The 23,812-nt window shown below is 68.0% G+C and carries 21 protein-coding genes; 9 read left to right on the top strand and 12 right to left on the bottom strand.

Annotation, left to right across the window (positions count from 1 at the left end; genetic code table 11):
• Nucleotides 1-13: 13 nt before the first annotated feature.
• Complete coding sequence (locus tag BLQ28_RS09560; RefSeq protein ID WP_093238644.1) at nt 14-871, top strand: symmetrical bis(5'-nucleosyl)-tetraphosphatase; 858 nt, start codon at nt 14-16, stop codon at nt 869-871.
• 25 nt (nt 872-896) lie between these two features.
• Here the strand turns inward: BLQ28_RS09560 and BLQ28_RS09555 are convergent, their stop codons facing one another.
• Nucleotides 897-1,625, bottom strand: a complete 729-nt coding sequence (locus BLQ28_RS09555) for a GNAT family N-acetyltransferase (RefSeq protein ID WP_093238643.1) — start codon at nt 1,623-1,625, stop codon at nt 897-899.
• Nucleotides 1,626-1,760: 135 nt separating this feature from the next.
• Between BLQ28_RS09555 and BLQ28_RS09550 the strand changes: the two genes are divergently transcribed.
• A complete protein-coding gene (locus tag BLQ28_RS09550; RefSeq protein WP_093239424.1) occupies nt 1,761-3,272 on the top strand; it encodes a MocR-like pyridoxine biosynthesis transcription factor PdxR in 1,512 nt (503 codons plus the stop codon).
• Between the two features lie 432 nt (nt 3,273-3,704).
• Nucleotides 3,705-5,822, top strand: coding sequence for a phosphocholine-specific phospholipase C (locus tag BLQ28_RS09545; protein WP_371126601.1), 2,118 nt, complete (start codon nt 3,705-3,707; stop codon nt 5,820-5,822).
• A 42-nt stretch (nt 5,823-5,864) separates the two neighbouring features.
• Here the strand turns inward: BLQ28_RS09545 and BLQ28_RS09540 are convergent, their stop codons facing one another.
• The 8 genes from BLQ28_RS09540 to BLQ28_RS09505 form a co-directional block, all read right to left on the bottom strand.
• The gene (locus BLQ28_RS09540; RefSeq protein WP_093238640.1) at nt 5,865-6,836 is read right to left on the bottom strand and encodes an ABC transporter substrate-binding protein; all 972 of its coding nucleotides are present in this window, start codon (nt 6,834-6,836) and stop codon (nt 5,865-5,867) included.
• 34 nt (nt 6,837-6,870) lie between these two features.
• Complete coding sequence (locus BLQ28_RS09535; protein ID WP_093238639.1) at nt 6,871-8,028, bottom strand: c-type cytochrome; 1,158 nt, start codon at nt 8,026-8,028, stop codon at nt 6,871-6,873.
• Nucleotide 8,029: 1 nt separating this feature from the next.
• On the bottom strand, nt 8,030-8,839 hold the full coding sequence (locus BLQ28_RS09530; RefSeq protein ID WP_093238637.1) for an ABC transporter ATP-binding protein: 810 nt from the start codon (nt 8,837-8,839) through the stop codon (nt 8,030-8,032).
• Nucleotides 8,833-9,915, bottom strand: coding sequence for an ABC transporter permease (locus BLQ28_RS09525; protein ID WP_093238636.1), 1,083 nt, complete (start codon nt 9,913-9,915; stop codon nt 8,833-8,835). The genes BLQ28_RS09530 and BLQ28_RS09525 overlap by 7 nt, the downstream gene beginning before the upstream one ends.
• Complete coding sequence (locus BLQ28_RS09520) at nt 9,912-10,913, bottom strand: ABC transporter substrate-binding protein (RefSeq protein WP_093238634.1); 1,002 nt, start codon at nt 10,911-10,913, stop codon at nt 9,912-9,914. The genes BLQ28_RS09525 and BLQ28_RS09520 overlap by 4 nt, the downstream gene beginning before the upstream one ends.
• Before the next feature lie 29 nt (nt 10,914-10,942).
• On the bottom strand, nt 10,943-11,767 hold the full coding sequence (locus BLQ28_RS09515; RefSeq protein ID WP_093238633.1) for a class II aldolase/adducin family protein: 825 nt from the start codon (nt 11,765-11,767) through the stop codon (nt 10,943-10,945).
• Between the two features lie 155 nt (nt 11,768-11,922).
• Nucleotides 11,923-13,032, bottom strand: a complete 1,110-nt coding sequence (locus BLQ28_RS09510) for an LLM class flavin-dependent oxidoreductase (RefSeq protein WP_093238631.1) — start codon at nt 13,030-13,032, stop codon at nt 11,923-11,925.
• Nucleotides 13,033-13,070: 38 nt separating this feature from the next.
• Nucleotides 13,071-14,072: an ABC transporter substrate-binding protein gene (locus BLQ28_RS09505; RefSeq protein ID WP_093238630.1), complete on the bottom strand. Its 1,002-nt coding sequence runs from the start codon at nt 14,070-14,072 to the stop codon at nt 13,071-13,073.
• Between the two features lie 143 nt (nt 14,073-14,215).
• Here BLQ28_RS09505 and BLQ28_RS09500 point away from each other — a divergent pair, with 143 nt between their 5' ends.
• From BLQ28_RS09500 to BLQ28_RS09480, 5 genes are all read left to right on the top strand, one after another.
• The gene (locus BLQ28_RS09500) at nt 14,216-15,460 is read left to right on the top strand and encodes an acyl-CoA dehydrogenase family protein (protein ID WP_093238628.1); all 1,245 of its coding nucleotides are present in this window, start codon (nt 14,216-14,218) and stop codon (nt 15,458-15,460) included.
• Complete coding sequence (locus BLQ28_RS09495; protein WP_093238627.1) at nt 15,457-16,437, top strand: ABC transporter substrate-binding protein; 981 nt, start codon at nt 15,457-15,459, stop codon at nt 16,435-16,437. The genes BLQ28_RS09500 and BLQ28_RS09495 overlap by 4 nt, the downstream gene beginning before the upstream one ends.
• The gene (locus BLQ28_RS09490; protein WP_305367550.1) at nt 16,434-17,063 is read left to right on the top strand and encodes a cysteine dioxygenase family protein; all 630 of its coding nucleotides are present in this window, start codon (nt 16,434-16,436) and stop codon (nt 17,061-17,063) included. The genes BLQ28_RS09495 and BLQ28_RS09490 overlap by 4 nt, the downstream gene beginning before the upstream one ends.
• Nucleotides 17,060-18,682, top strand: coding sequence for a rhodanese-related sulfurtransferase (locus BLQ28_RS09485; RefSeq protein WP_093238624.1), 1,623 nt, complete (start codon nt 17,060-17,062; stop codon nt 18,680-18,682). The genes BLQ28_RS09490 and BLQ28_RS09485 overlap by 4 nt, the downstream gene beginning before the upstream one ends.
• Nucleotides 18,683-18,831: 149 nt before the next feature.
• Nucleotides 18,832-19,053, top strand: coding sequence for a hypothetical protein (locus BLQ28_RS09480; protein ID WP_093239422.1), 222 nt, complete (start codon nt 18,832-18,834; stop codon nt 19,051-19,053).
• Nucleotides 19,054-19,207: 154 nt separating this feature from the next.
• On the opposite strand, the gene BLQ28_RS09475 is transcribed toward BLQ28_RS09480, so the two are convergent.
• From BLQ28_RS09475 to dcd, 3 genes are all read right to left on the bottom strand, one after another.
• The gene (locus BLQ28_RS09475) at nt 19,208-20,683 is read right to left on the bottom strand and encodes a DEAD/DEAH box helicase (protein ID WP_093238622.1); all 1,476 of its coding nucleotides are present in this window, start codon (nt 20,681-20,683) and stop codon (nt 19,208-19,210) included.
• 131 nt (nt 20,684-20,814) lie between these two features.
• Nucleotides 20,815-21,714 (bottom strand): KPN_02809 family neutral zinc metallopeptidase, encoded by a 900-nt coding sequence (locus BLQ28_RS09470; RefSeq protein WP_093238621.1) that lies wholly within the window; start codon nt 21,712-21,714, stop codon nt 20,815-20,817.
• Between the two features lie 109 nt (nt 21,715-21,823).
• On the bottom strand, nt 21,824-22,390 hold the full coding sequence (gene dcd, locus BLQ28_RS09465; protein WP_093058509.1) for a dCTP deaminase: 567 nt from the start codon (nt 22,388-22,390) through the stop codon (nt 21,824-21,826).
• A gap of 195 nt (nt 22,391-22,585) precedes the next feature.
• Here dcd and BLQ28_RS09460 point away from each other — a divergent pair, with 195 nt between their 5' ends.
• On the top strand, nt 22,586-23,809 hold the full coding sequence (locus tag BLQ28_RS09460; protein ID WP_143012458.1) for a hypothetical protein: 1,224 nt from the start codon (nt 22,586-22,588) through the stop codon (nt 23,807-23,809).
• Nucleotides 23,810-23,812 lie beyond the last annotated feature (3 nt).

Raw genomic sequence — 23,812 nt, 5'->3', positions numbered from 1 at the left:
AGAGAATGAGGACATGGCACTTTACTTGATCGGTGACGTCCAGGGCTGCGACCCTGCCCTCCAGCGACTGCTCGACGAGATCGCTTTCTCGCCCAGCCGCGACACCATCGTGCTGCTCGGCGATCTCGTGAACCGGGGGCCCGATTCGGCCGCCGTGCTGCGGCGCGTGCAGGGCTACGGCGCCTCGGCGCGCAGCCTGCTGGGCAACCACGACCTGCACCTGCTCGGCGTGGCGCACGGTGCACGCAAGGCCGGCCGCAAGGACACGCTGGCCGACCTGCTGGCCGCGCCCGACAGCGAGGCCATGCTCGAATGGCTGCGCCAACAGCACATGGCACTGCACATGCAGATCGGCCACGGCGAGAAGGCGGGCGACCTGCTGATGGTGCATGCCGGCGTGCTGCCGCAGTGGACGGTGGGCGACACGCTGGCGCTGGCGGCCGAGGTCGAATCGGTGCTGCGCGGCCCGGGGCTGGGCAGCTTCCTGCTCTCCATGTACGGCAACGAGCCCGACGCATGGCACGACACGCTCACCGGCAACGCGCGGCTGCGCGCCATCGTCAATGCGCTCACGCGCCTGCGCTTTTGCACGGTCGATGGCGTGATGGAGTTCGAGGCCAAGGACAGCGCAGCCACCGCGCCCGAAGGCTTCATGCCCTGGTTCGACGTGCCCGGCCGCAAGACCGCCAGGGCCACCGTCGCCTTCGGCCACTGGTCGACGCTGGGCTGGCTCTCGCGGCCCGATCTGCTGTCGACCGACACCGGCTGCGTCTGGGGCGGCTGCCTCAGCGCGGTGCGCATCGGCGCGACGCTGGACCAGCGCGAGCTGGTCCAGGTGAAGTGCGAGCAAGCGCAGAAGCCGGGCAAGTAAGACAGCCCGCCCTCGCCTGCGCCCCTCAGTCCGCGCTGGAAGCGGAAGGCAGCCGGAACTTTTCCAGCGCCATGCGCTGCCGCCCTTGCGCATCGAAGTTGGCCGGCGCCAGCCAGCGCTCGAACGCCGTGCGCAGCGCCGGCCATTCGCCATCGACGATCGAGAACCAGGCCGCGTCGCGGCTGCGGCCCTTGTAGATGCTGTACTGGCGGAACAGGCCCTCGGCCTGGAAACCCAGGCGCGCGGCCGCACGCTTCGATGGCTCGTTGAAGTTGTCGCACTTCCACTCGTAGCGCCGGTAGCCCAGCACGTCGAAGGCCAGCTTCATCAGCAGGTACTGCGCTTCGGTGGACATCGGCGTGTGCTTGAGCAGCGGCGAGAAGTTGACGTGGCCGACCTCGATCACGCCATTGGCGGCGTCGATGCGCATTAGCGACAGCGTGCCGATGGCCCGGCCGCTCTGCCTGTCGAGAACGGCGAAGTGCAGCGGGTCGGTGGTCTGCGCAAGGCGCTCGGTGTGGGCGCGCGCAGTGTTCAGGTCGGCGGGCCGCTCGACGCCCAGGTAGGTCCAGTCGCGCCCGTCGGGGGCCTGCGCGTAGGCGGCGTACAGGTCGTCGGCGTGCTTGGCGGCGTTCACCGGTTCGAGCGCGCAGTAGCGGCCTTCGATGCGCTCGCGCGGAGGCAGCGGGCGCGCGCTCCATTCGGGCATGAGGGGGCCGAGCGATTGGCCGTGTTCGTTGTGGCGGACTGACATGAGGAAGGCTTTCGGAAAAAAGGCGACGGCATCGCCGGAGACCGATAAAGTACGCGCAACGTGGCGCCACAGGAAGTGCCACGACCATTGCTTTTCATGGTGCCACGCCTCTCGCACATTTCGCCCCATTCCGTCATGACCGATGCGCCAGGCCTCGTTGCCGCCACCACCCTGCTCGAAGCCCCGCTTGTGAAAGACCGCGATGCGGGTTCGATGCAGCGCCAGCTGCACGACCGCCTCAAGCGCGCCATCCTCGACGGCAGCCTCGCGCCCGGCAGCCGGCTGCCCGGCTCGCGTGCGCTGGCCGAGGCGCTTTCGATCTCGCGCAACACAGTCACCGCCACCTACGAGCATCTGGCCGCCGAAGGCTATGTGCAGCCCGACCGGCAGGGCACGCGCGTGACCGAGCTGTCGTCGCCCGCGCTGCCTGCACGGTCCGACCGACCCTCACGTCCGGCACGCCCGGCGCGCGCCGGCAAGCCGGCCGCCACGCCGCCCACCGCGCAGCGCCTGGCCCACATCGTGCCGGGCGCGTCGCGCGCCGGGCAGGAAGCCGCCCTGCGCCCCGGCGTGCCCGCGCTGTCGCACTTCCCCATGGCCGCGTGGCGGCGCTCGCTCGACCGCGCGATGCGCAGCGCCAGCCCCGCCACGCTCGGCTATGGCGATCCGCTGGGCGAGCCGCCGTTGCGTGCCGCCATCGCGCGGCACCTGGCCATTGCACGCGGCGTGCGCTGCGAGCCGCACCAGGTCGTCATTGCCGAAGGCGCGCAAGAGGCCATCACGCTATGCGTGCGGCTGCTGTCGAACCCCGGTGAAATCGGCTGGGTCGAAGACCCGGGCTACCGCGGCGCGAAGGCGGCCATGCATGCGGGCGACCTGCGCATCGTGCCGCTGCGGCTCGATGCCGAGGGCCTGTGCGTGAGCGAGCGCGACTGGCAGAAGCACCCGCCCCGGCTGATCTACACCACGCCCTCGCACCAGTACCCGGCCGGCACGGTGCTGAGCATCGCGCGCCGGCTGGCGCTGATCGCGCAGGCGCGCCACCACGGCGCCTGGATCATCGAGGACGACTACGACAGCGAGTTCCGCCACAACGGCGAGCCCATCGGCGCGATGCAGGGGCTGGTGCCGCAGGCGCCGGTGCTCTACGTCGGCACCTTCAGCAAGACCATGTTTCCGTCGCTGCGCCTGGGCTTCCTGGTGCTGCCCGAACAGCTCGCGGCCGCCGTGCGCGCGCCGCTGGAAGAAATGCTGCGCGGCGGCCATCGCCACGAGCAGCTGGCCATGGCCGACTTCATCGAGAGCGGCCAGTTCAGCCGGCACCTGGGCCGCATGCGGCGGCTGTATCGCGACCGGCAGCAGGCCTTGCGGCTGGCGCTGGGCAAGCACTTCAAGGTGCCGCACGAAATCGACGGCGGCCATTGCGGCCTGCACCTGACCGTGCGCCTGCCAGAGCACTTCGACGACCGGCGGATCGCCGCCGATGCGTTGCGCCATCGCATCGCGCCATCGCCGCTGTCGGGTTTCGCGATGCAGCCCACGCCATCGGACAACGGGCTGGTGCTGGGCTACGGCAACACGCCGGCCGAGCTGTTCGAGCCGCTGGTCAAGCGGCTGTCGCAGCTGGCGCGCGCGGCGGCCTCTTGAGGCAGGAATTTCTTCTTTCAGGGAAAGAAGAAGCCAGCCCATCACTGACTGCAGCCGTCGCGGCAGTACCCCTCGATCCGACAGTAAAAAACTGCCGCGACGCAAAACCGTAACCCTTCCGACACGCGTCAGTCACGCCCGAACACTAACGTCCTCCCCGTGCAAAGACCTCGACGGGCAAAAGGATATTCATGAAGATGAAGGTTTGGTCTGCTTGCTTTGCGCTGTCGATCAGCGCATTGCTCGCTTCATGCGGAGGCTCCGCAAGCAACGACTTCCGCCCGGGCCCCATTCCGGTCGTTCCCGACCCCACCCCGGCCCCGCCCCCGGCGGACTCGCATCCCACCAACCCCGTCAACGCATGTGGCGCCACCACGGCCGTCAAGATGAGTTGCCCGCCGACGGCCTCGTCGTCCTGAGTACCGCCCCATCATGATGAACAACCGTCGCAAATTCCTGAAGGTGTCCGCCAGCATGGCCGGCGCCGCCGCGGCCATGACCGTGTTTCCGGACGCCATTCGCAAGGCGCTCGCCGTCGAGCCCAACTCGGTGACCGGCACGATCCAGGACGTCGAGCACATCGTGGTCTTCATGCAGGAGAACCGCTCCTTCGACCATTACCTGGGGCACCTGAAGGGCGTGCGCGGCTACAACGACCGCTTTCCGCTGGCCCTGCCCAATGGCCTGCCGGTGTGGTTCCAGCCGCGCAAGGAAGACCCGACCAAGACCGTGCTGCCGTTTCGCTACGACACCACCCAGCCCGGCGTCAACGCGCAATGCATCGGCGGCCTGCCGCACACCTGGGGCACGACGCAGGCGGCCCTGCACGGCGGGCGGGCGGACCAGTGGGCGGTGCAGAAGACCAACATGACGATGGGCTACCACGTCCGCGAAGACATCCCCTTTCACTACGCGCTCGCCGACGCCTTCACCGTTTGCGACAACTACTTCTGCTCGATCCCGGGCAACACCCATCCGAATCGCATGTACCTGATGACGGGCATGGTCGATCCCAAGGGCACCGGCGGCGGGCCGCTGATGGACAACATCGACTACATCGACAACCAGTTCGATACCCAGAAGATGGCGCCCTTCACCTGGACGACCTACCCGGAGCGGCTCGAAGCCGCCGGGATCTCCTGGCAGATCTACCAGCAAGGCACGGACTTCGACGCCTTCACGGGCAACTACGGCACCAACATGCTGGCCTGCTTTGCCAACTTCGTGAATGCACCAGCAGGCTCTTCCCTGCAGCAGCGGGGCATGTCGACGCGGACCGTCCAGCAACTCAAGCTCGACGTGCAGGCCAATCAGCTGCCGCAGGTTTCGTGGCTGCTGCCGCCGGCGGCTTATTCGGAGCATCCCAAGTACACGCCGCTGTACGGTGCCGAGTACATCGCGAGCATCCTGGATGCGCTGACGTCGAATCCGGCGGTGTGGAGCAAGACGGTGCTGTTCATCACGTACGACGAGAACGACGGCTTCTTCGATCACATCATGCCGCCGCAGGCGCCGACCGTGGCCGGCACCGGCATGAGCACGGTGAACATCGACCTGGAGCGTCACGACCTCGTGAATCAGTTCCAGACCTCGACCTACACCGCGGACAACCTGCCCTACGGCTTCGGCCCGCGGGTGCCGATGACGGTGGTGTCGCCGTGGAGCAAGGGCGGCTTCGTGTGTTCGCAGGTCTTCGATCACACGTCGGTGATCCGCTTCATCGAACAGCGATTCGGCGTGAAGGAACCTAACCTCTCGCCATGGCGCCGCGCCATCTCCGGCGACCTGACGTCGGCGTTCAATTTCGCGGCGTCCGACGCCGCGGTCCCCAAGCTGCCGGACACCTCGGGCTACATCGCGTCGGCCGATGCGCAGTGCGCGCGAACCACCGCGCAAGCGGCACCCGCGGCGGGCACGGCGCAAACACTGCTGGCGCAGGAGGCAGGCACGCGCCCGGCGCGGGCGCTGCCTTATGAATTGCACGTCAATGGCCAGCAGGACCCGAAGGGTGCGAGCTACGCGATCACCTTTGCCAACACCGGCACGCAGGGCGCGCACTTCTGGGTGTATTCGAGCGATGCCTCGGTCGCGCCGCGCAGCTACAGCGTCGAGGCCGGCAAGCAGTTGACGGACGCATGGCCCCTCAATGCGCAAACGCCCTACCAGCTGAGCGTTCATGGGCCGAACGGTTTCTTCCGACGCTTTGCAGGTGCCGCGACCACCGACGGCACGGCCGGGCCGGAGGTTGTCACCTGCTATGACGTGTCCAACGGCAACGTCTACCTGACGCTGAAGAACAACCGGTCTACCGCCGTCACGCTCACGGTGACCGACCAGGCCTACGGGCTCGGTACCCGCACCTACACCCTGCAGGCCGGGGCGAGCCAGGACGACCGGTGGGATCTTTCATGCTGCGGCGGCTGGTACGACCTGGTGGTCGGCGTGAGCGATACCGCCAGCTACCAGCGCCGCATTGCGGGGCACGTCGAGACCGGGCAGCCCAGCATCAGCGACCCCGCGGCGACCGCCCCTGTGCTCACGGTGACCTGAATCGACCCGCGGCCTCACCCAGCCCACTCCATCAATGGCAAATCAACCGGCCACGCCGAAGCCGGTGTCGAACGTGCCCTTCACATCGAGCGGCTGCTTGATGAGCCCGACCTGCCGGTAGAAGTCCGCCGTGCCCTGCTGGTCGGCGATGACCTGCGCGTCGATGGCCACCCACTTCTGCTGGCGGCGCTCGAACTGCAGCTTGGCGGCTTCTGGCGGGATGCCGATGATGCGGGCGAGCGCGGCCGAGTAGGCATCGACGTTGCGGTACGACCAGAGCTGCGCCTTCACCACGCGCTGCAGAAAGTCCTGCAGCACCGGCCGCTTGGCGGCAATGGCCGCATCGGTCGCCGCAAGGTAGCTCAGCCCCGGCAGCAGGCCGCGCCCGCTGACCAGCACGCGCGCATGGTGGCTGACCTCGGCCAGCGCGGTGTAGGGCTCCCAGGTGGCCCACGCATCGACCGAACCCTGCGTCAGCGCGAGCTTGGCATCGGCCGGCGCAAGAAAGCGGATGTTCACGTCCTCGGGCTTGAGCCCCGCTGCGGTGATGGCCTTGAGCGTGACGTAGTGGCCGATGGAGCCGCGGTTGGTGGCCACGCTCTTGCCCTTGAGGTCGGCCGCGCTCTTCAGCGGTGAATCGGGGCGCACCAGCACGGCTGTGCCGTAGGAGTCGGACCGGTTCGCGCCGATGGCCTTGACGCGCGTGCCGGCCGCGAGCGCGAAGATCAGCGGCGCATCGCCGATGGGGCCGGAATCGACCGCCGCCGCATTCAGCGCCTCGGCCAATGGCGCGGCGGCAGGGAACTCGGACCACTGGATGTCGTAGCCCAGGCCTTCGAGTCCGTTGGCCGCTTCGAGCAGCGCGCGCAGGCCGCCTTTCTGGTCGCCGGCCTTGAGCACGGGCCGCGCCTGTGCGCGGGCCTGGAGCGAGAAGGCGGGCAACGCCACGGCCGTTGCTGCGGCAAGGCCGTGGGTGATGAGCTGCCTGCGCGATCTGTCGAGGTGTTTGTTCATGGGTTCTCCGGTGTCGTTCGATGGAAAGAAAAAATCAGTGGATGAAGCCGCCCTTGACGAAGCGCACGGGCTCGGCGTCCATGCGGGCGATCAGCGCACCCAGTCCGTCACTGGCGCTGTCCGCGGTCTTCGTGGGCACGGGCAGGCGTTCGCTGCGGCACAGCAGGTCGTCGTCGGACCAGCCCGCCTTGCCGGGTTCGCCGCGTGCACGCAGCCAGCCGTCACGGTCGGCGATGAGTTGGGTGCCGTCGAGCTGGTCGGTGCCGGCGATCAGCGCCAGCGCCTCCCATGCGGCAGGCGAATCGGCCACGCAATCGGCAGAAGCGGATGCATGCGATGAAGGCGGACTCAACACCACGGTGACCAGCCTCGGGTCTTCGGACGGTGCAACGTTGCCGGCCACGATGCGCAGCCGCTGCCCGCGCCAGCTCGCGAGCTGACGCGACGGCTTGGTGCCGCATTGCACCGCCATGTCGGGCAGCCCGATGGGCTGCGGCCAGTTGCCCAGCGCGCGCAGGCTCTGGCCCGCGCCCTGTGCCTTCATGAAATCGATCAGGGCCCATGCGTCGGATTCGTCCAGCTTGCCGCCGAAGCCGGGCATCGTGGATTGGCCTTGCCGCGCATCGCGCGTGCCATGAAGAATGCGCCAAAGCAAGTCGCCATCTGCACGTCGCCACAGCAGCGGGCCACTGAGATTGGGCGGCCACACGGCCAGCGAAGCTGCGAGCGGGCCTTCGCCCTTGCCGTCTGCACCATGGCAGGCCACGCAATGCTGGTCGTAGAGCGCCCGCCCCTGCGCGATGGACGCGGCCGTGAAGCCCGTGGGCGATTGCTGAAAGCTCGTCGGCGTCGCGGGCACCAGCACCACGTTCGCGTCGGGCCATGGTGCCGCGATCAGCAGCATCGGCACCAGCGCAAGAAGGTAGTAGCGCGGGCGCCGCCAAAGCAGAGCGAGCAGCAATGCAACCACCGCCACGGTGACGAACACCAGCGTCCACGCGAGGCTGCGTGCCTGCCCCAGATCGATCAGCAGGTTCTCGCCCGACAGCCGATGCGCCCATGGCCACGCGGGCTGGCCATGCACCTGCGTCGCAAGCCCCAGCGCATCGAGCACGCGCAGCAACTGCAGTTGAGCGCCCTGCAGCAGGCCGATCAGCAGGTTGAGCCAATCGGCCTCGGGCTTGCTGTTCATGTCACCAGGTCGCGTCGAGCCCCAGGTGGCGCAGCGCTTCGTGGCGCAACTCGGCCAGCCGCGCATGGCCGCGATGGCGCGGGTACGGCAGGTCGACCACGATCTCGGCCGCAATGCGCGCCGGCCGGTCGCTCAGCACGATCACGCGGTTGGCGAGGAACAGCGCCTCTTCCACGTCGTGCGTGACCAGCAGCGCCGAGAAGCCCGCGCGCTGCCACAGGTTGACCAGCTCGCTCTGCATCGCGATGCGCGTGAGCGAGTCGAGCTTGCCGAGCGGCTCGTCGAGCACCAGCAGTTGCGGATCGTTGACCAGCGCACGCGCCAGCGCCACGCGCTGCGCCATGCCGCCCGAGAGCTGGTGCGGAAAGGCCTTTGCGAAGTCGGTGAGGCCCACGAGCCTCAGCGCTTCGTCCACACGCCCGCGCTGCGCCTTGAGCACGCCGCGCGCCTGCAGGCCCAGCGCCACGTTGTCCCACACGCTGCGCCAGGGGTAGAGCGTCGGGTCCTGGAAGACGACGATGCGCGACGGGTCGGGCCGCGTGATCGGTGCGTCGTCTTGCGTGATGCGGCCGGCCGTGGCGGGTTCGAGACCGGCCACGAGCCGCAACAGTGTCGACTTGCCACAGCCGCTCGGGCCCAGCAGCGCGACGAACTCGCCGGGCTTCACTGTCAGGTCGATGTCGTCGAGCACCTGAAGCGGCCCCGCTGGCACATCGAACCAGTGGCTCACACCGCGAATGTCGATGTGCGCGCCGGCCTTGCGAACGCCCGGCTCGGCGGTGGTGGTGCTGGTGGTGACGGCCTCTACCATTTCACGGTCCCCTTCTGCCACGACAGCACGCGGTCGCGCACCTTGAAGAGCAGCGTGATGAGGCCCGAGCACAGCACGGCCATGACGATCAGCGCGGCGTACATGTTCGAGTACGAGGCCCAGCCCTGCGCCCACGACAGATAGAAGCCCAACCCGGCCTTCACGCCCATCATCTCGGCCGTGACCAGCACCGAGAAAGCCGCGCCCAAGCCCATGAAGAGACCGACGAACACCTGCGGCAGCGCGGCGGGAATCGCCACGCGCAGCACCAGGAAACGCTCGCTCGCGCCCATCGTGCGCGCCACGTCGTAGTAGTTGCGGTTGACGCCCGCCACGCCCGACCACGTGAGCACCGCCACCGGAAAGCCCGTGGCCAGCGCGATGAGGAACACAGCCGCTGCGTAGCTCGACGGAAAAAAGAAGAACGCGAGCGGCAGCAATGCCGAAGCCGGCACCGGGCCCAAGAAGCGCAGCACCGGATGCACCCAGTAGCCCGCGATGCGTGACCAGCCGATGGTCACGCCCGTGAGGAAGCCCGCGAGCGCGCCCAGCACGAAGCCGTGCGCGAGCAGCCGGGTCGAATGCAGCAGGCTTTCGCCGAGGCGACGCCAGTCGTCGATGTAGGTCTCGACCAGGCTTTGCGGCGGCGCGAAGAAAGGCGTGGGCAGCAGAGCGAGCTTGGCGGTCGCGATCTCCCAGAGGGCGAACAGCAGCGGCAGCGCGACGAGCCACGGCCCGGCGGGCCGCAGCACGCGCCCGACGCGGCCGGCCCGAGAGCCGAGCAACGCCGCGGCCAGCAGCAATGCACCGGCGACGATGGCAGCGATGCCGAACTCGTCGGTGTAGGCCCAGTCGCTGAAGCCGACGGCCTTGTTGGGCCAGTAGACCGTGAGCAGGCCCAGTGCGAACCATGCGACAGCGGCGGCAAAGCCGCTGCGCCACGCGGGCACGGCCGCGGAGGTGCGGTGCGGCGTCGAAGCGGAGGCCTGTGCGCGTGCGGGCGCCGCGGCCCCCACCTCGGCTCTCCCCCGGAAGGGGAGGGAATCGAAGCCCAGGGCCGGATCGGGGGTGCTCATGCCAGCGGGTCGTAGGAGACGTGCTCGGCGAAGCGCACCGGGTCGGTGGTCTTCTTCAACACGCCGACGCCACGGAAATCGCGCGCATAGAACTCCACCTCGTCGCGCAGGTTCCTGCCCAGCGGATGGTGGCTGTGCGTGAGCGTGCCCAGCAGCGCGCGCAGGTCTTCCACCGGCACGTTGGGCGAATACTTGGCGAAGAGCTTGGCCGACTCGTTCGGGTTCTCGGCCACGTAGTCCGAGGCCTGCGCGATGGCGCGCACGAGCGCGGCCACGGTCGCCTTGTCCTTGCGCACGAGTTCGCCGCGCGCGCCGACGATGCAGCAGACCTTGTCCTTGTATTCGCCCGAGAGGTTGCTCGCGACTTCGACGAACACGCCCTTGTTGCGCTTCTCGATCAGGTAGACATTGGGGTCGCCGTCGGCAATGGCGTGAATCTCGCCCTTCTTCACCGCGATGTCGAGCAGGTCGGCCGGGTACTGGCGCCACGTCACGTCGCGGTCGGCATCGACGCCGTTCTTCGTCAGCAGGATCGAGAAGAAATTCTTGCCCGGGCTCGCGATGTCCGACACGCCGATGATCTTGCCCTTGAGGCTGGCGATGTCGGTCACGCCCGCGCTCTTTGCGCCCACCAGCCGCACGCAGCCACCGTGCGAGCTGCCGACGATCTTCACGTCGAAGCCCGACTCCAGCGGCTTGAGCCAGCGGTGGATCATGCCCACCGCGGCGTCGGCCTTGGCCGTGGCCAGCGACTCCAGCAACTGGTCGGTCGAGCCGGTGTAGTTGATCAGGTCCACCTGCAGGCCGTTGCGCTCGAAGTAGCCGCGCTCCTGCGCCACCACCACGGGCGAGAGGCAGAAGGCCGCCGCGTTCCAGGCAAAGGTGAGCTTGCGCGACTGCTGCGAGAAGGCCTGCGAGGCGATCAGCCCGCCCGAGGCGACCACGGCGGCAGCGCCGCCTGCGCGCAGCACGCTGCGGCGGGAAAGGGATGCGTTCATCGACAACTCCGGAAGTTTTTCTTGGGGGTTCAGCGCAGCAGCTCGGGCTCGGCTTCGACCAGGCCTTCGTACAGGCTGTCGAAGGAATGAATGGCCCCCTCCGGGCCGCCGATCTGGCTGTGCGTGTGGCGTGCGGTGGCTTCGTCGATGGGCTGCGGCTTGCCGGCGGCCTCGGCCAGCAGTTGCGTGTGGCAAGCGTTGTCGAGCGCGATGTACCACCACGCCGCGGCCTCCACCGTCGGGCCCGCCGTCAGGATGCCGTGGTTCTTGAGGATCGCGCCTTTCCTGTCGCCCAGCGCCTGCGCGATGCGGTCGCCCTCGCTGCTGTCGACCACCATGCCGGTGAAGTCGTCGAACAGCGCCACGTCGTCATGGAACACGCAGCTGTCCTGCGTGATGGTGTCGAGCTTGCGGCCCAGCGTGGACCAGGCCTTGCCGTAGGTCGAGTGCGTGTGGGCTGCGGCAACGATCTTCGGGTTGTGCTCGTGGATCGCGGCGTGGATGGCGAAGGCGGCCTTGTTGAGCGGCCGGTCGCCAATGACGGTCTCGCCCTTCGCGTTGACCAGCAGCAGGTCGGAGACCTTGATGCGCGAGAAGTGGATGCCCAGCGGGTTGACCCAGAAGTGATCGGTCAGCTCGGGGTCGCGCGCGGTGATGTGGCCGGCCAGGCCTTGTGCAAAGCCGAAGCGCGCGAACAGGCGGAAGGCGCCGGCCAGGCGCTCTTGCCGGTGGCGGCGCTCGGCCTGCACGCTGGTGCGTGGGGGGATGGGGTCGAACCAGTACTTCTGTTGGGGGTTCGGGTTGAGCTTCAGCGATGGGGCGGCATTGCGGTCGATGGAAAGAACGGCACTCATGGGGATTCCTCGTGTTCGGTTTTTTTGGTCTTGCGCCTTCCCCCTCTGGGGGAAGGTTGGGATGGGGGCACGCGCGGCCTTCAAGGCTGCGCGGCGTTGAAGGCCGCTTGCCCCCACCCCTGCCCTCCCCCAGAGGGGGAGGGAGAAAGACGGGGTCAGGCCGCCTTGCGAACAGAGGCAGCGCGCTGCGCGACCAACTCGCGCGTGCGCGGAATCAGCTCGCGGCCGTAGTCCGTCGCGTCCTCCAGCGGATCGAAGCCACGAATCAGGAAGGTCGTCACCCCCAGGTCGTAGTAATCGAGCAGCGCATCGGCCACCTGCTCCGGCGTGCCGACCAGCGCGGTGCTGTTCGAGCGCCCGCCGATCTCCTGCGCCACGGCGGTCCAGAGCCGCTTGTCGAGGCGCGGCCCCTTGTCTGCAGCAGCCAGCAGGCGCTTGGCACCTTCGCTCTGCTGCGGCCCGCCGCGGTTGTAGCCCTGCACCACGCGCAGGCGCTTCGTCTCGGCCAGGATGCTGTCGGCGCGCCCCCATGCGGCCTCTTCGGTCTCGGCCAGGATCGGGCGGAACGACACCGAGAAGCGCACGCTGCGCCCGTGCTTGGCCGCTTCGGCGCGCACGCGCGTGGTCAGCTCGCGCGCCTGATCGAGCGACTCGCCCCACAGCGCGTACACGTCGGCGTACTTGCCGGCGACCGGAATCGCGGCCTCGGAGGCGCCGCCGAAGTACACCGGCACATGCGGCTTGCCGTTGCGGGTCTGCACCGGCTTCACTTCGGAAAAGGCATTCTGGAAACGGTAGTGCGCGCCTGCGTGGTCGAAGGGCTTCTCGCTGGTCCACACCTTGTGCAGCACGTCGAGGTATTCGTCGGTACGGGCGTAGCGCTGGTCATGGTCGAGCCAGTCGCCATCGCGCCGCTGCTCTTCATCGGAGCCGCCCGAGATGTAGTGCACCCCGAGCCGGCCACCACTGAACTGGTCGAGCGAAGCGAACTGCCGCGCCGCCAGCGTGGGCGCCACGAAGCCGGGGCGGTGCGCCAGCATGAAGTGGATGCGCTCGGTAACCGATGCCGCATAGGCCACGGTGAGCGTGGCATCGGGACTGGTCGAATGGTGCGGCACCAGCACGCGGTCGAAGCCGGCGTTCTCGTGCGCCTGCGCAAAGGCGCGCACATAGTCGCGGTCGATGGCCGGGCCCTTGGCGGCGTGGATCTCCGAGACCTTCTGGCCCTGGATCATGCCGATGAATTCAACGTCGTTCTGGCTCATGGTGTCCTCGTTTTTCGGGGTGGTGTGTATGGAGGGAATCAGGCGGCAGGCAGGCGCAGCACGCTTTCGAAGCTGCGGTCCCACAGGGGCTTCACATCGGCCGGGCCATCGAGCACGCCGATCTTCAGGAAGGTGTCGGCCACGTCCTGGTGGCTGCGTACCACGGCGTCGCTCACGGGGCCCAGGCTGTAGTCGCCGCTGCGGCCGTTGAACAGCTCGACGATGTCGCCGACGGGCACGCGCGTTTCGGCCGACTGCGCACGCGCGTAGGCCAGGAAGTTGCCGTTGATCCACGCGAACGAACGCTGCAGGCGCTGCAGCAGGTCGGCGAGTGCCGCGCGGCGCAGTGCGTCGTCGAGCGCACGCGGGTTGGCATAGATCGGGAAGTTGCCCGACAGGTACCCCACGCCGGTCTTGATGATCCGCGCGCCGTACTGGGTGCGCGCCAACTGACCGTTGTAGCCATAGATGGCCCAGGCATCGAGATCGCCCCGCGCAAAGGCCGAGAGGCCGTCCGAAGGCGTCAGGCTCACGGCCTGGATGTCGCTGAACGAAAGCCCCGCCTCGGCCAGCTGCTTGGCCAGGTAGTAGTGCGAGGTGGTGGCGCGCACGTAGCCCACGCGCTTGCCCTTGAAGTCGGCGATGCTGCGGATCGGCGAATCCTTGCGCGCCAGCGTGGCCTGGTTGTTCAGATCTTCATGCGTGACGGCCACGAGCCGCACGCTGGACTTCTGGCGCGCCGCGAACACGGGCGGAATCTCGCTGCCAGAGCCCAGGTCGAGCGCGTCGCCATTGATGGCCTCGATGTGCAGCACGCCGTTGTTGAGCTCGCGCCAGTCGATCTTGTAGGGCGTGTTCGCCTGACCCGATGCCTGCAGCAGTGGCCGCCAGAGCCCCTTGTAGGTACCCACGCGCAGCGTCACGCCCGACAGATCGCGCGATGGCGTGGCCGCACCGGCCCACCCTGCGCTCGCTGCGGCGCCCCATGCGGCGGCGGCTTGCAGCAGGCGGCGTCGGTCCAGAGGGAAATCCTGTTTCATGCGCTGAGTTCTTTCTTCTTCCTGCTTCGGCAGTCACGAGACCGTAACGAGAGGGCTGCCGAAAGCGAACGCAGAAAACCGAATTTGGATATGCGGGATACATCGTTCTCCGGGCTCTGGCAGCCCGTTACCGTGCAGGAACCATGAGTGCACTCCCCTTGCGCCGCCCGTCGGCCACGCCTGAAGAACAACACCCGCCGCACCCGCCCGCCACCGTCGACGATGCGGTGCTGGCGCAGCTGTCGGCCCAGTTCGCCGCCACCGCGGCCGACCACGACCGCAGCGGCGCCTTTCCCCACGACAACTTCGCGGCGCTGCAGGCCCACGGGCTGATCGGCCTGGTGGCGCCGGCCGCGCATGGCGGCGGCGGTGCCACGCTCGCCACGGCCCGGCGCGTGATTGCCGCCGTGGCGCGCGGAGAGCCGGCCACGGCGCTGATCCTCACCATGACCTACCTGCAGCACCACGGACTGACGCGCAACGACAGCCGCTGGCCGTCGCACCTGCGCGAGCGGGTCACGCACGACGCGGTGGAACGCGGCGCGCTCATCAACTCGCTGCGCGTGGAGCCCGCGCTCGGCTCGCCCGCGCGAGGTGGCTTGCCCGGCACCGTCGCCCGGCGCGATGGCAACGGCTGGAAGATCGACGGCCACAAGCTCTACACCACCGGCATCGAAGGCCTGACCTGGCTCGTCGTGTGGGCCCGCACCGACGAGGCCTCGCCGCGCACCGGCGTGTTCCTGGTGCCGCGCCATGCACCCGGCGTGCGCGTGATCGCGAGCTGGGACCATCTGGGCCTGCGCGCCTCGGGCAGCCACGAAGTGGTGTTCGAGAACGTGGCCATCGACCCCGACCATGCCGTCGACCTGCGCGCGCCGGCCGACTGGGCACCCGATGCCGGCAGCCAGACCGACATCGACGCGCACGCCACGCAACAGGCGTGGATGGTCGTGCTGCTCGGCAGCCTCTACGACGCGGTGGCCCGTGCTGCTCGCGACTGGCTGATCGGCTTCCTGAACGGCCGTGCACCCGGCAGCCTGGGCGCACCGCTCGCAAGCCTGCCGCGCGTGCAGGAGCATGTGGGCGAAATCGAAGCGCTGCTGCGCACCAACCGCGTGCTGCTCGACGATGCGGCCAGTGCCGTCGACCACGGCCATGCCCAGCCTGCCGCCGACAGCGGCCTGCTGAAGTACAGCGTGACGGGCAACGCCATCCGCGTGGTCGAACTCGCGCTGCAACTGAGCGGAAACCACGGCCTGACACGGCAGAACCCGCTGGAGCGCCACTACCGCGACGTGCTGTGCAGCCGCATCCATACGCCGCAGAACGATGCGATCCTGGTTGCTGCGGGCAAGCGCGCGCTGCTGGCTGCGGGAGTGGCCGCATGACCGACCTGCTGTTTTCCAATGCTTCCCGCCGCAGTTGGCTGAAGCAAGGCGCCGCGCTGTCGCTGGCCGCCACCGCCTCGTTGCGCGCCTTCGCACAACCTCAGACCACGCTGATCCTCGGCGACCAGGCCGGTGGCCTGCGCTCGCTGTTCGAGGCATCGAAGACGCTCGAAGGCGCACCCTTCGCCTACCGCTGGGCCAACTTCCAGGGTGCCGCACCTCTGTTCGAGGCGCAGCGCAGCGCGGCCGTCGACACCGCGATGGCCGGCGACCTCCCGGTGCTGGCCGCGGCCGTCGGCAAGACGCCGCTGAAGATCGTGGCCACGCGCGTCGGCAAGGCCGATTCGCTGGGCATCGTGGTGCAGCCAAATTCGCCGCTGCGCAGCGTGAGCGACCTGCGCGGCAAGACAGTGATCGTCTCGTCGGCGCGCGGCAGCATCTCGCAATACCAGCTCTACGGCGCACTCGAAGAAGCCGGCGTACGGCGCGACGAAGTGACGGTGAAGTTCGTGCTGCCGACCGATGCGGCCGCGGCCTTTGCGTCGAAGCAGATCGACGCTTGGGCCATCTTCGATCCGTACTACACGATCGCGCTGCAGCAGGGCGGCCGCATCCTGCGCGACGGGCGCGGCATCAACACCGCGCTGGGCTTCATCACGGCCAGCGAGCATTCGCTGGCCGAGCCGGCCAAGCGCGCGGCCATCGTGCAGTTTCTCGACCGGCTGGGCCGCGCGGGCGATTGGGCGCTGGCCAACCCCGAAGCCTATGCGCAGGCCTACACCCAGCTCACGCGGCTGCCGATCGAGTCGTCGCGCATCATCACCGCGCGCGCCTCGGTGGCAGGCCGGCCGGTGAGCGAGGCAGACATCGTCGCACTGCAGGCCGTGGCCGACCGCTCGGCGCGCGACGGCATCCTGCCGGTGCGGGTGGACGTGCGCGCAATCACCGACACGCAGCTCTGGAAACGCACGGCGTGACCGCGTCGTCTTTGAGCGCGCCGCCTTCGATCGCGCCGCTGCGCGAATTCGTCGGCGCCTTCGGCCGGTTGCTCGACAGCGCGCCCGATGAACCGCGCATCCTCGCCGAGGGCGGCGCGCTGCTGCGCACGCTGGTCGCGCGCGACGACTGGCTGCCCGATGCCTTTGCCCAACCCGATCCGGCGCGCTACCAGCAGTTTTTGCTGCATGCGGACAGCACCGAGCGCTTTTCGGTCGTCAGCTTCGTCTGGGGTCCAGGGCAGGCCACGCCGGTGCACGACCACACGGTGTGGGGGCTGATCGGCATGCTGCGCGGCGCGGAATACAGCCAGGGCTTTGCCTTCGGCGCCGATGGGCTGGCACAGCCGCATGGCGAAGCGGTTCGGCTGGACGCTGGCCATGTGGAAGCCGTGTCGCCCACCGTCGGCGATCTGCACCGCGTGCACAACGCGTACACCGACCGGGTGTCGATCAGCATCCACGTCTACGGCGCCAACATCGGGGCCGTGCGACGTCATACTTACCCGGCCGAGGGCGGTCGCAAGCCCTTTGTCTCCGGATACTCCAACACGCTGCTCCCCAACCTTTGGGACCGCTCCGCCGAACTCAGACAGACACCCGCATGACGACTGCCGCATCTCCCCAGCTCTCTTTCGCCGCCGTGCGCGAGCGCCTCGTTGCTCGCGAAGAAATCGCCCTGCTCGACGTGCGCGAGGAAGATCCGTTCGCGCAGGAGCATCCGCTGTGGGCCGCGAACCTGGCGCTGTCGCGCATCGAGATCGAAGCCTGGCGGCGCATTCCGCGGCGGGACACGCTGATCGTTCTGTATGGCGCGCATGACGGCATCGACCTTGCGCCGCTGGCCGCGAAAACGCTGGCCTCGCTCGGCTACAGCAACGTGCACCTGCTCGAAGGCGGCCTCGAAGGTTGGCGCGCTGCGGGTGGCGAGCTGTTCCGCGACGTGAACGTGCCGAGCAAATCTTTCGGCGAACTGGTCGAGCACGAGCGGCACACGCCTTCGCTTTCCGCGCCCGAAGTGAAGGCGCTGGTCGATGGCAAGGCCAATGTGGTGGTGCTCGACGCGCGCCGCTTCGATGAGTATCAGACGATGAGCATTCCTTCAGCCACCAGCGTGCCCGGCGCGGAACTGGTGCTGCGCGTGCGCGAGCTGGCACCCGACCCGGCCACGCAGGTCATCGTCAATTGCGCAGGCCGCACACGCAGCATCATCGGCACGCAGTCGCTGGTGAATGCGGGCATTCCAAACCCGGTCGCGGCACTGCGCAACGGCACCATCGGCTGGAAGCTCGCGGGGCAGGTGCTCGACCACGGGGCCGACCGGCAGGCGCCGGCGGCGGTGTCCGATGCGCACCGCGCGCAGGCACAGGCCGATGCGCGGCGCGTGGCCGATCGCGCAGGCGTGCGGCGCATTGCGCTCGATGCGTTGCAGACGCTCGAAGCACCGGGCCGCACGGTGTACCGCTTCGACGTGCGCACGCCCGAGGAATACGCGGTGGGCCATCTACCGGGCTTTGCCAGCGCACCCGGCGGACAACTGGTGCAGGAGACCGATCACCAGGTGCCGGTGCGCGGCGCGCGCATCGTGCTGGCCGATGACGATGGCGTGCGTGCGTCGATGAGCGCGTCGTGGCTCGTGCAGATGGGGTGGGAGGTCTATGTGCCGGATGTGGTTCCCGCGGCTTCGGCGTTGATTGAAACGGCCGCTCCGGCATCGGCCTATCCACCTGTTGCCGCCATCGTGGGAGAGATCACGCCGATCGATCTGGCGGCCTTGCTGAAGCAACCCGGCACAGCCGTGATCGACGTGACCACCAGCGCCAACTACGTGAAGCGCCACATCCCGGGCGCGTGGTACCTGATCCGCGCGCAGCTCGGGCACGCACTGGAGGCTGTCATCCCTTCGGCACAACGCTACGTGCTGACCTGCGGCAGCAGCCTGCTCGCACGCTATGCCGCGGCGGACCTTCGCGCGCTGCTCGATGCACGCGGCAAGGGCGATGTCGAAGTGCTGGTGCTGGCAGGCGGCAACACGGCATGGTTTGCCGCCGGCCTGGAAATCGAATCGGGCGAAACACGGCTCGCCACGCCACGCACCGATCGCTACCGCCGTCCCTACGAAGGCACCGACGCGCCGGCCGAGGCAATGCAGGCCTACCTGGATTGGGAGTACGGCCTCGTCGCACAGTTGGGGCGCGACGGAACGCATCATTTCAACGTGATCTAGCGGCCGCGCGAAAGCTGCTTGAAAGGCTTGGAAGACCTGCCCTTGCAACGGGCGGGTGACAGTGTTTCGCGCGGGTAAAGGCGGTCATCCACGGGGGAAACGGGGCGTTGCTTGAGGACATCGATAACAACTTGTCCAGGAGCATTGCCATGAGATTTCCTGTCATCGCCGTTTCTGCCGCCGCGCTGGCGGCCGCACTTACCGGCTGCGTGGTAGCGCCCGCGCAACCTGTGTACGCAGCGCCTCCGGGCGTGGCGTATGTCGCGCCGACTTATGTGTCGCCTGGTGTGGGCTTCGTGTGGGCCTATCACCCGCGCTATGGCTGGGGCTGGCACCACCCGCAATACGGTTGGCACCGCGGCTGGAGGTAAGGCTCGCCTCTCGCCAGGCTGCGCGTACTTCGTGTCGCTACGCCACGCCTCTACCGGAGGCAGCACCTGAGGCCCGGCGAAGCCGGTTCCTCGGTGTTTCTGGAGGGGATGAAGGAATGGATGCCGCGGCTTCGCGCGGCATCGGTGGAGCCGATCAGCTCGGCTCTGCGCTCTTGAAGAGCGCCGCGACCTTGCGCTTGCTCTTGATGTTGCTCGAAATGCCACGTGCGGGCGCTGCCTTGGCGGCGGCTTCCCAGGCTGGCGTGGTGTCGGGCTGGCCCGGTTCGTAGGGCTTGTCGAAGAACGGATCGCGCGGTGCCGATGGCGCACGGTGCGGGCGTCCGCCGCCACCACGGCGCGCGTCGCTGCCGCTCAGGCTGCTGCTGCGTTCGCGTGGCTGGTCGAGTACGTCGCGCGAGTCGCCGGCTTCGCCTTCTTCGCGCCAATGACGGCGTCCGTCGTTGATGCGGCCGCGCGGGCGGTCTTCTTCGAACTCGACGGGTTCGAGCTCGATCTTCTTCTTGATGAGCTTCTCGATGTCGGCCACCAAGCGCGCATCGTTGCCACCGCTCGCAAAGCTCACGGCCAGGCCGGAAGCGCCTGCACGGCCCGTGCGGCCGATGCGGTGCACGTAGTCTTCGGCGTTGAACGGGATGTCGAAGTTGAACACCGCCGGCACGTCCTTGATGTCGAGGCCACGGGCCGCGACGTCGGTGCACACCAGCAGGTCGACTTCGCCGGCCTTGAACGAGGCGAGCGCCTTCAGGCGTTCGTCCTGGCTCTTGTCGCCATGCAGTGCGGTGGTACGCAGACCGTCGCGCTCCAGCGAGCGTGCGAGGCGCGCGCAGCCGAGCTTGCTGTTGACGAACACGAAGGCCTGCGTGATGCCGCGCTGCTTGACGATCTGCTTGAGGGCGCGGCGCTTGTCGTCATCGCTCACGCTGTAGAAGTGCTGCTCGACGGTGGACGCCGTTTCGTTCGGCCGCGCCACCTCGATGGTGATCGGGTTCTGCAGGTAGCTGCTGGCGAGCCGCTTGATTTCGGGTGAGAACGTGGCCGAGAACAGGAGCGTAGTGCGCTGCTTGGGCAGGTAGCTCAGGATGCGCTGCAGGTCGGGCAGGAAGCCGATGTCGAGCATGCGGTCGGCTTCGTCGAGCACCACGTACTCGACCTGGTTGAGCACCGCGTTCTTGGCTTCGATGTGATCGAGCAGACGGCCCGGCGTGGCGACCAGCACCTCGACGCCCTTCTTCAATTCCAGCGTCTGCGGCTTCATGTCGATGCCGCCGAACACGACCGTGCTGCGCAGGTTGGTGTACTTGGCGTACAGCTTGATCTGCTGCGCGACCTGGTCGGCCAACTCGCGCGTGGGCAGCAGCACCAAGGCCCGGACCGGGTGCCGCGCGGGCGAGGTCGAGGCGTTTTCGTGCTTGAGCATGCGCTGCAGCAACGGGAGCGAGAACGCCGCCGTCTTGCCGGTGCCGGTCTGGGCGGCGCCCATCACATCCTGCCCCGAAAGCACGACCGGAATGGCCTGCTCCTGGATCGGTGTCATGGTCTCGTAGCCCATTTCGGCCACGGCGCGCGCCAGCGGTTCAGCCAGCGAAAGATTGGAGAAGGAACTTGTCATTGAGCCGGCTATTGTCGCATTGCCGCAAAAAACGGCAGTGACGGCCGCATGACAACGCCCGCGCCAACGGAATTGCTATTTATTCAATAGCGATCAGCTCAATGAAAATGGGCCTTTCAGGCCCTCAACGCTCAGAGGCTGCGTGCGTTGAAGGTGTCGCAGGACTTCATGTCGCCGCTTTGATAACCCGCGCCGAACCACTTCTGGCGCTGCGCGCTGGAGCCGTGGGTGAAGCTGTCGGGCACCACTGCACGGCCTGCGGAACGCTGCAGGGCGTCGTCGCCGATCTTCTGCGCGGCGTTCATGGCGGACTCGATGTCGCCCGGGTCGAGCCACTTCTTCGACTCTTGCGAGTGATGGGCCCACACGCCCGCGAAGCAGTCGGCCTGCAGCTCGACGCGCACGCTCATCGCGTTGTTCTGCGTCTGGCTCAGACGGTTGCGCATGCCGTCGACCTTGGCGGTGATGCCGAGTTCGTCCTGCACGTGATGGCCGACCTCGTGCGCAATGACGTAGGCCTGCGCGAACTCGCCCGGTGCGCCGAGCTGGTTCTTCAGCGTGTCGTAGAAGCCGAGGTCGATGTAGACCTTCTGGTCGCCGGGGCAGTAGAACGGGCCCATGGCCGATTGCCCGGTGCCGCAAGCCGTGGGCGTGACGCCGCGGAACAGCACCAGCTTGGGCGCGTGGTACGTGCCGCCGTTCTGCTTGAAGATGTCCGTCCAGACCACTTCGGTGTTGCGCAGCACGGTCGAGACGAAGGCCGCCTCGCGGTCGCCCGAAGGCGGCTTGGGCGCCGGCCCTTGATGGGGTTGCTGCTGCACCTGGGCAGGCCCGCCGCCACCGCTGAGCAGGCCCAGCACGGTGAGCGGGTTGATGCCGAAGACCCAGCCCGCGATCAGCGCGACCGCGATGGTGCCGATGCCGATGCCGCGGCCGCCGATGAAGCCGCCACCACCACCACCACCACCGCCACCACCTTCGTCACGGCGGTCTTCGACGTTGTCCGATTGTTCGTTGCCTTCCCATCTCATCGCGATCTCCTTACCGGCTTTTGCAGGAGTAGTTGCCGGTGACGCAGGATGGTACTTGGGCCAGCGCCCGGCGGGGTAACCGGCCGTCAGCGCGCGGCCTGCGGGCTCGTCAGGTTTTTGGCAATGTCACGCCGCGCTGGCCCTGGTACTTGCCGCCACGGTCCTTGTAGCTGGTCTCGCAGACCTCGTCGCTCTCGAAGAACAGCACCTGCGCGCAGCCTTCGCCCGCGTAGATCTTGGCGGGCAGCGGCGTGGTGTTGCTGAATTCGAGCGTCACGTAGCCTTCCCATTCGGGCTCGAAGGGGGTCACGTTGACGATGATCCCGCAGCGCGCATACGTGCTCTTGCCCAGGCAGATGGTCAGCACGTTGCGCGGGATGCGGAAGTACTCGACGGTGCGCGCCAGCGCGAAGCTGTTGGGCGGGATGATGCAGTAGTCGCCGTGCATGTCGACGAAGCTCTTCTCGTCGAAATTCTTCGGGTCGACCACGGTGCTGTGGATGTTGGTGAAGACCTTGAATTCAGGCGCGCACCGGATGTCGTAGCCATAGCTCGAGGTGCCGTAGCTGATGATCTTGTGGCCGTCGCTCTCGCGCACCTGGCCGGGCTCGAAGGGCTCGATCATGCCGTTCTGCTCGGCCATGCGCCGGATCCATTTGTCGCTCTTGATGCTCATATGCGGTCGCTGCTGCTGCGGGGGGAAATGGCGCGAATTGTGGCATGCCGGTTCGCGTGTGCGGCTTGAGGCTATCCTGCCCCGCACAACGACAAGACGGGCCCGCCGCAGCGCCGGCCACAGACCATGAACCCAGAAAACCAGCCTCGCCCCGCCGGGCCTAGCCCAGACGCGCCGGGCGACCGCATGTCGCGCATGTCGCGCAAAACCCAGGCGCTGCTCGGCCTGGCGCTGCTCCTGATCGGCCTTGTCACGATGGGCGTCGCGCTGGCCAGTGCGATCGGCGGCGCGATCGCGGGAGGATGCTGCGGCGGCCACGGTGGCGGCTCGTCCGGCTCGTCGTTCTGGACCGGCGCTGGTTTCGTTGGGAGTGGCTTCGGCCTTGCCTTGCTGCTGGCGGCGGCGCTGGCCTGGCGGACCCGAACGATTTCCATCGTGTATTTCGGCGCGGTGGGCCTGTTCATGGGCTTCGGCGCGGTGTCGGATTGGTCGCGTGAGCGCGAGGCGGCGCGCGAGGCAGCCAAGGGCGCCGTAGCCTTCGCGCCTTGGCGAAATTCTCACGACAAGAACCTGGCGGCAATTCGTGAAGCCATGGAAGCGGACGATCCCGTCGCGCTCGAAACCGCGGGCACGGCGTGCCTGGAATTCATCAAAACGGTGCCCCCCGAATTCCAGAGGCAGATCGACGCGTACACATGCGGCATGGCTGCGCTGGACTACTCCGGGCGACTCGACGATGCGCTCAAGGCCAACGCGTGGCACATTCTTGACCGCTCGCTGGAACAAGCGCAGCAGCAGGCCAAGAAATCCGGGTCGTGGCGCGGCGCCAGCATCGACCCCGCCCATACCGCCTGCTTTGTCGGCCTGGCGGAGCGCGACGACGACGCCCCTTGGCTCATGAAGGCGGAAGACGTGTCGGCCACCCTTGCGCTTCGCGAAGCCGGGGCCATCGCCAAGCCACAAGGCCCCGTTCCCACCGACATGCTGAGGGTGCTGGCCAGCCATCGCGCGCCGCCGCTGCGCGCAGGCGAAGGGGCGCTGCAGCGCCTTTTTGGCTACGCGCTCTCCCAGCGCCGCATGGACATCGTCGAGGCCATCTCCAGGCAGGTGAATGGCCGCTTCGCATGGTGCGCCGAAGGCGGTGCCTACGCTCGCAACCTCGTCAGCGCGATCAGCCCGTCCAGCCAGGGGCGCGTCTGGAAGGACGGCGAGGCAGCGCTCTTCCAGGCCATCGCAGCCTGGCCACAAGAGCCTTGGCGCGAAGTAGCGAACATCTACCTCGGAGAATTCACCCGCAGCGACAGCACGCGACCGCAAAGCGAGGCGCTGGCTTCATGCCAGAGCGCGGCGGCACGCATCGCCGCCTTGCGGCCCGGCGCGGACCGTGGGTCGTTGATCGAAAACTGCCGGGCCTCGTAGGCC

The organism is Variovorax sp. EL159, from assembly GCF_900100965.1.
Classification (GTDB): Bacteria; Pseudomonadota; Gammaproteobacteria; order Burkholderiales; family Burkholderiaceae_C; genus Variovorax.
The sequence above is the reverse complement of the archived record's forward strand: the minus strand, read 5'-3'. Positions and strand labels throughout refer to the sequence as shown.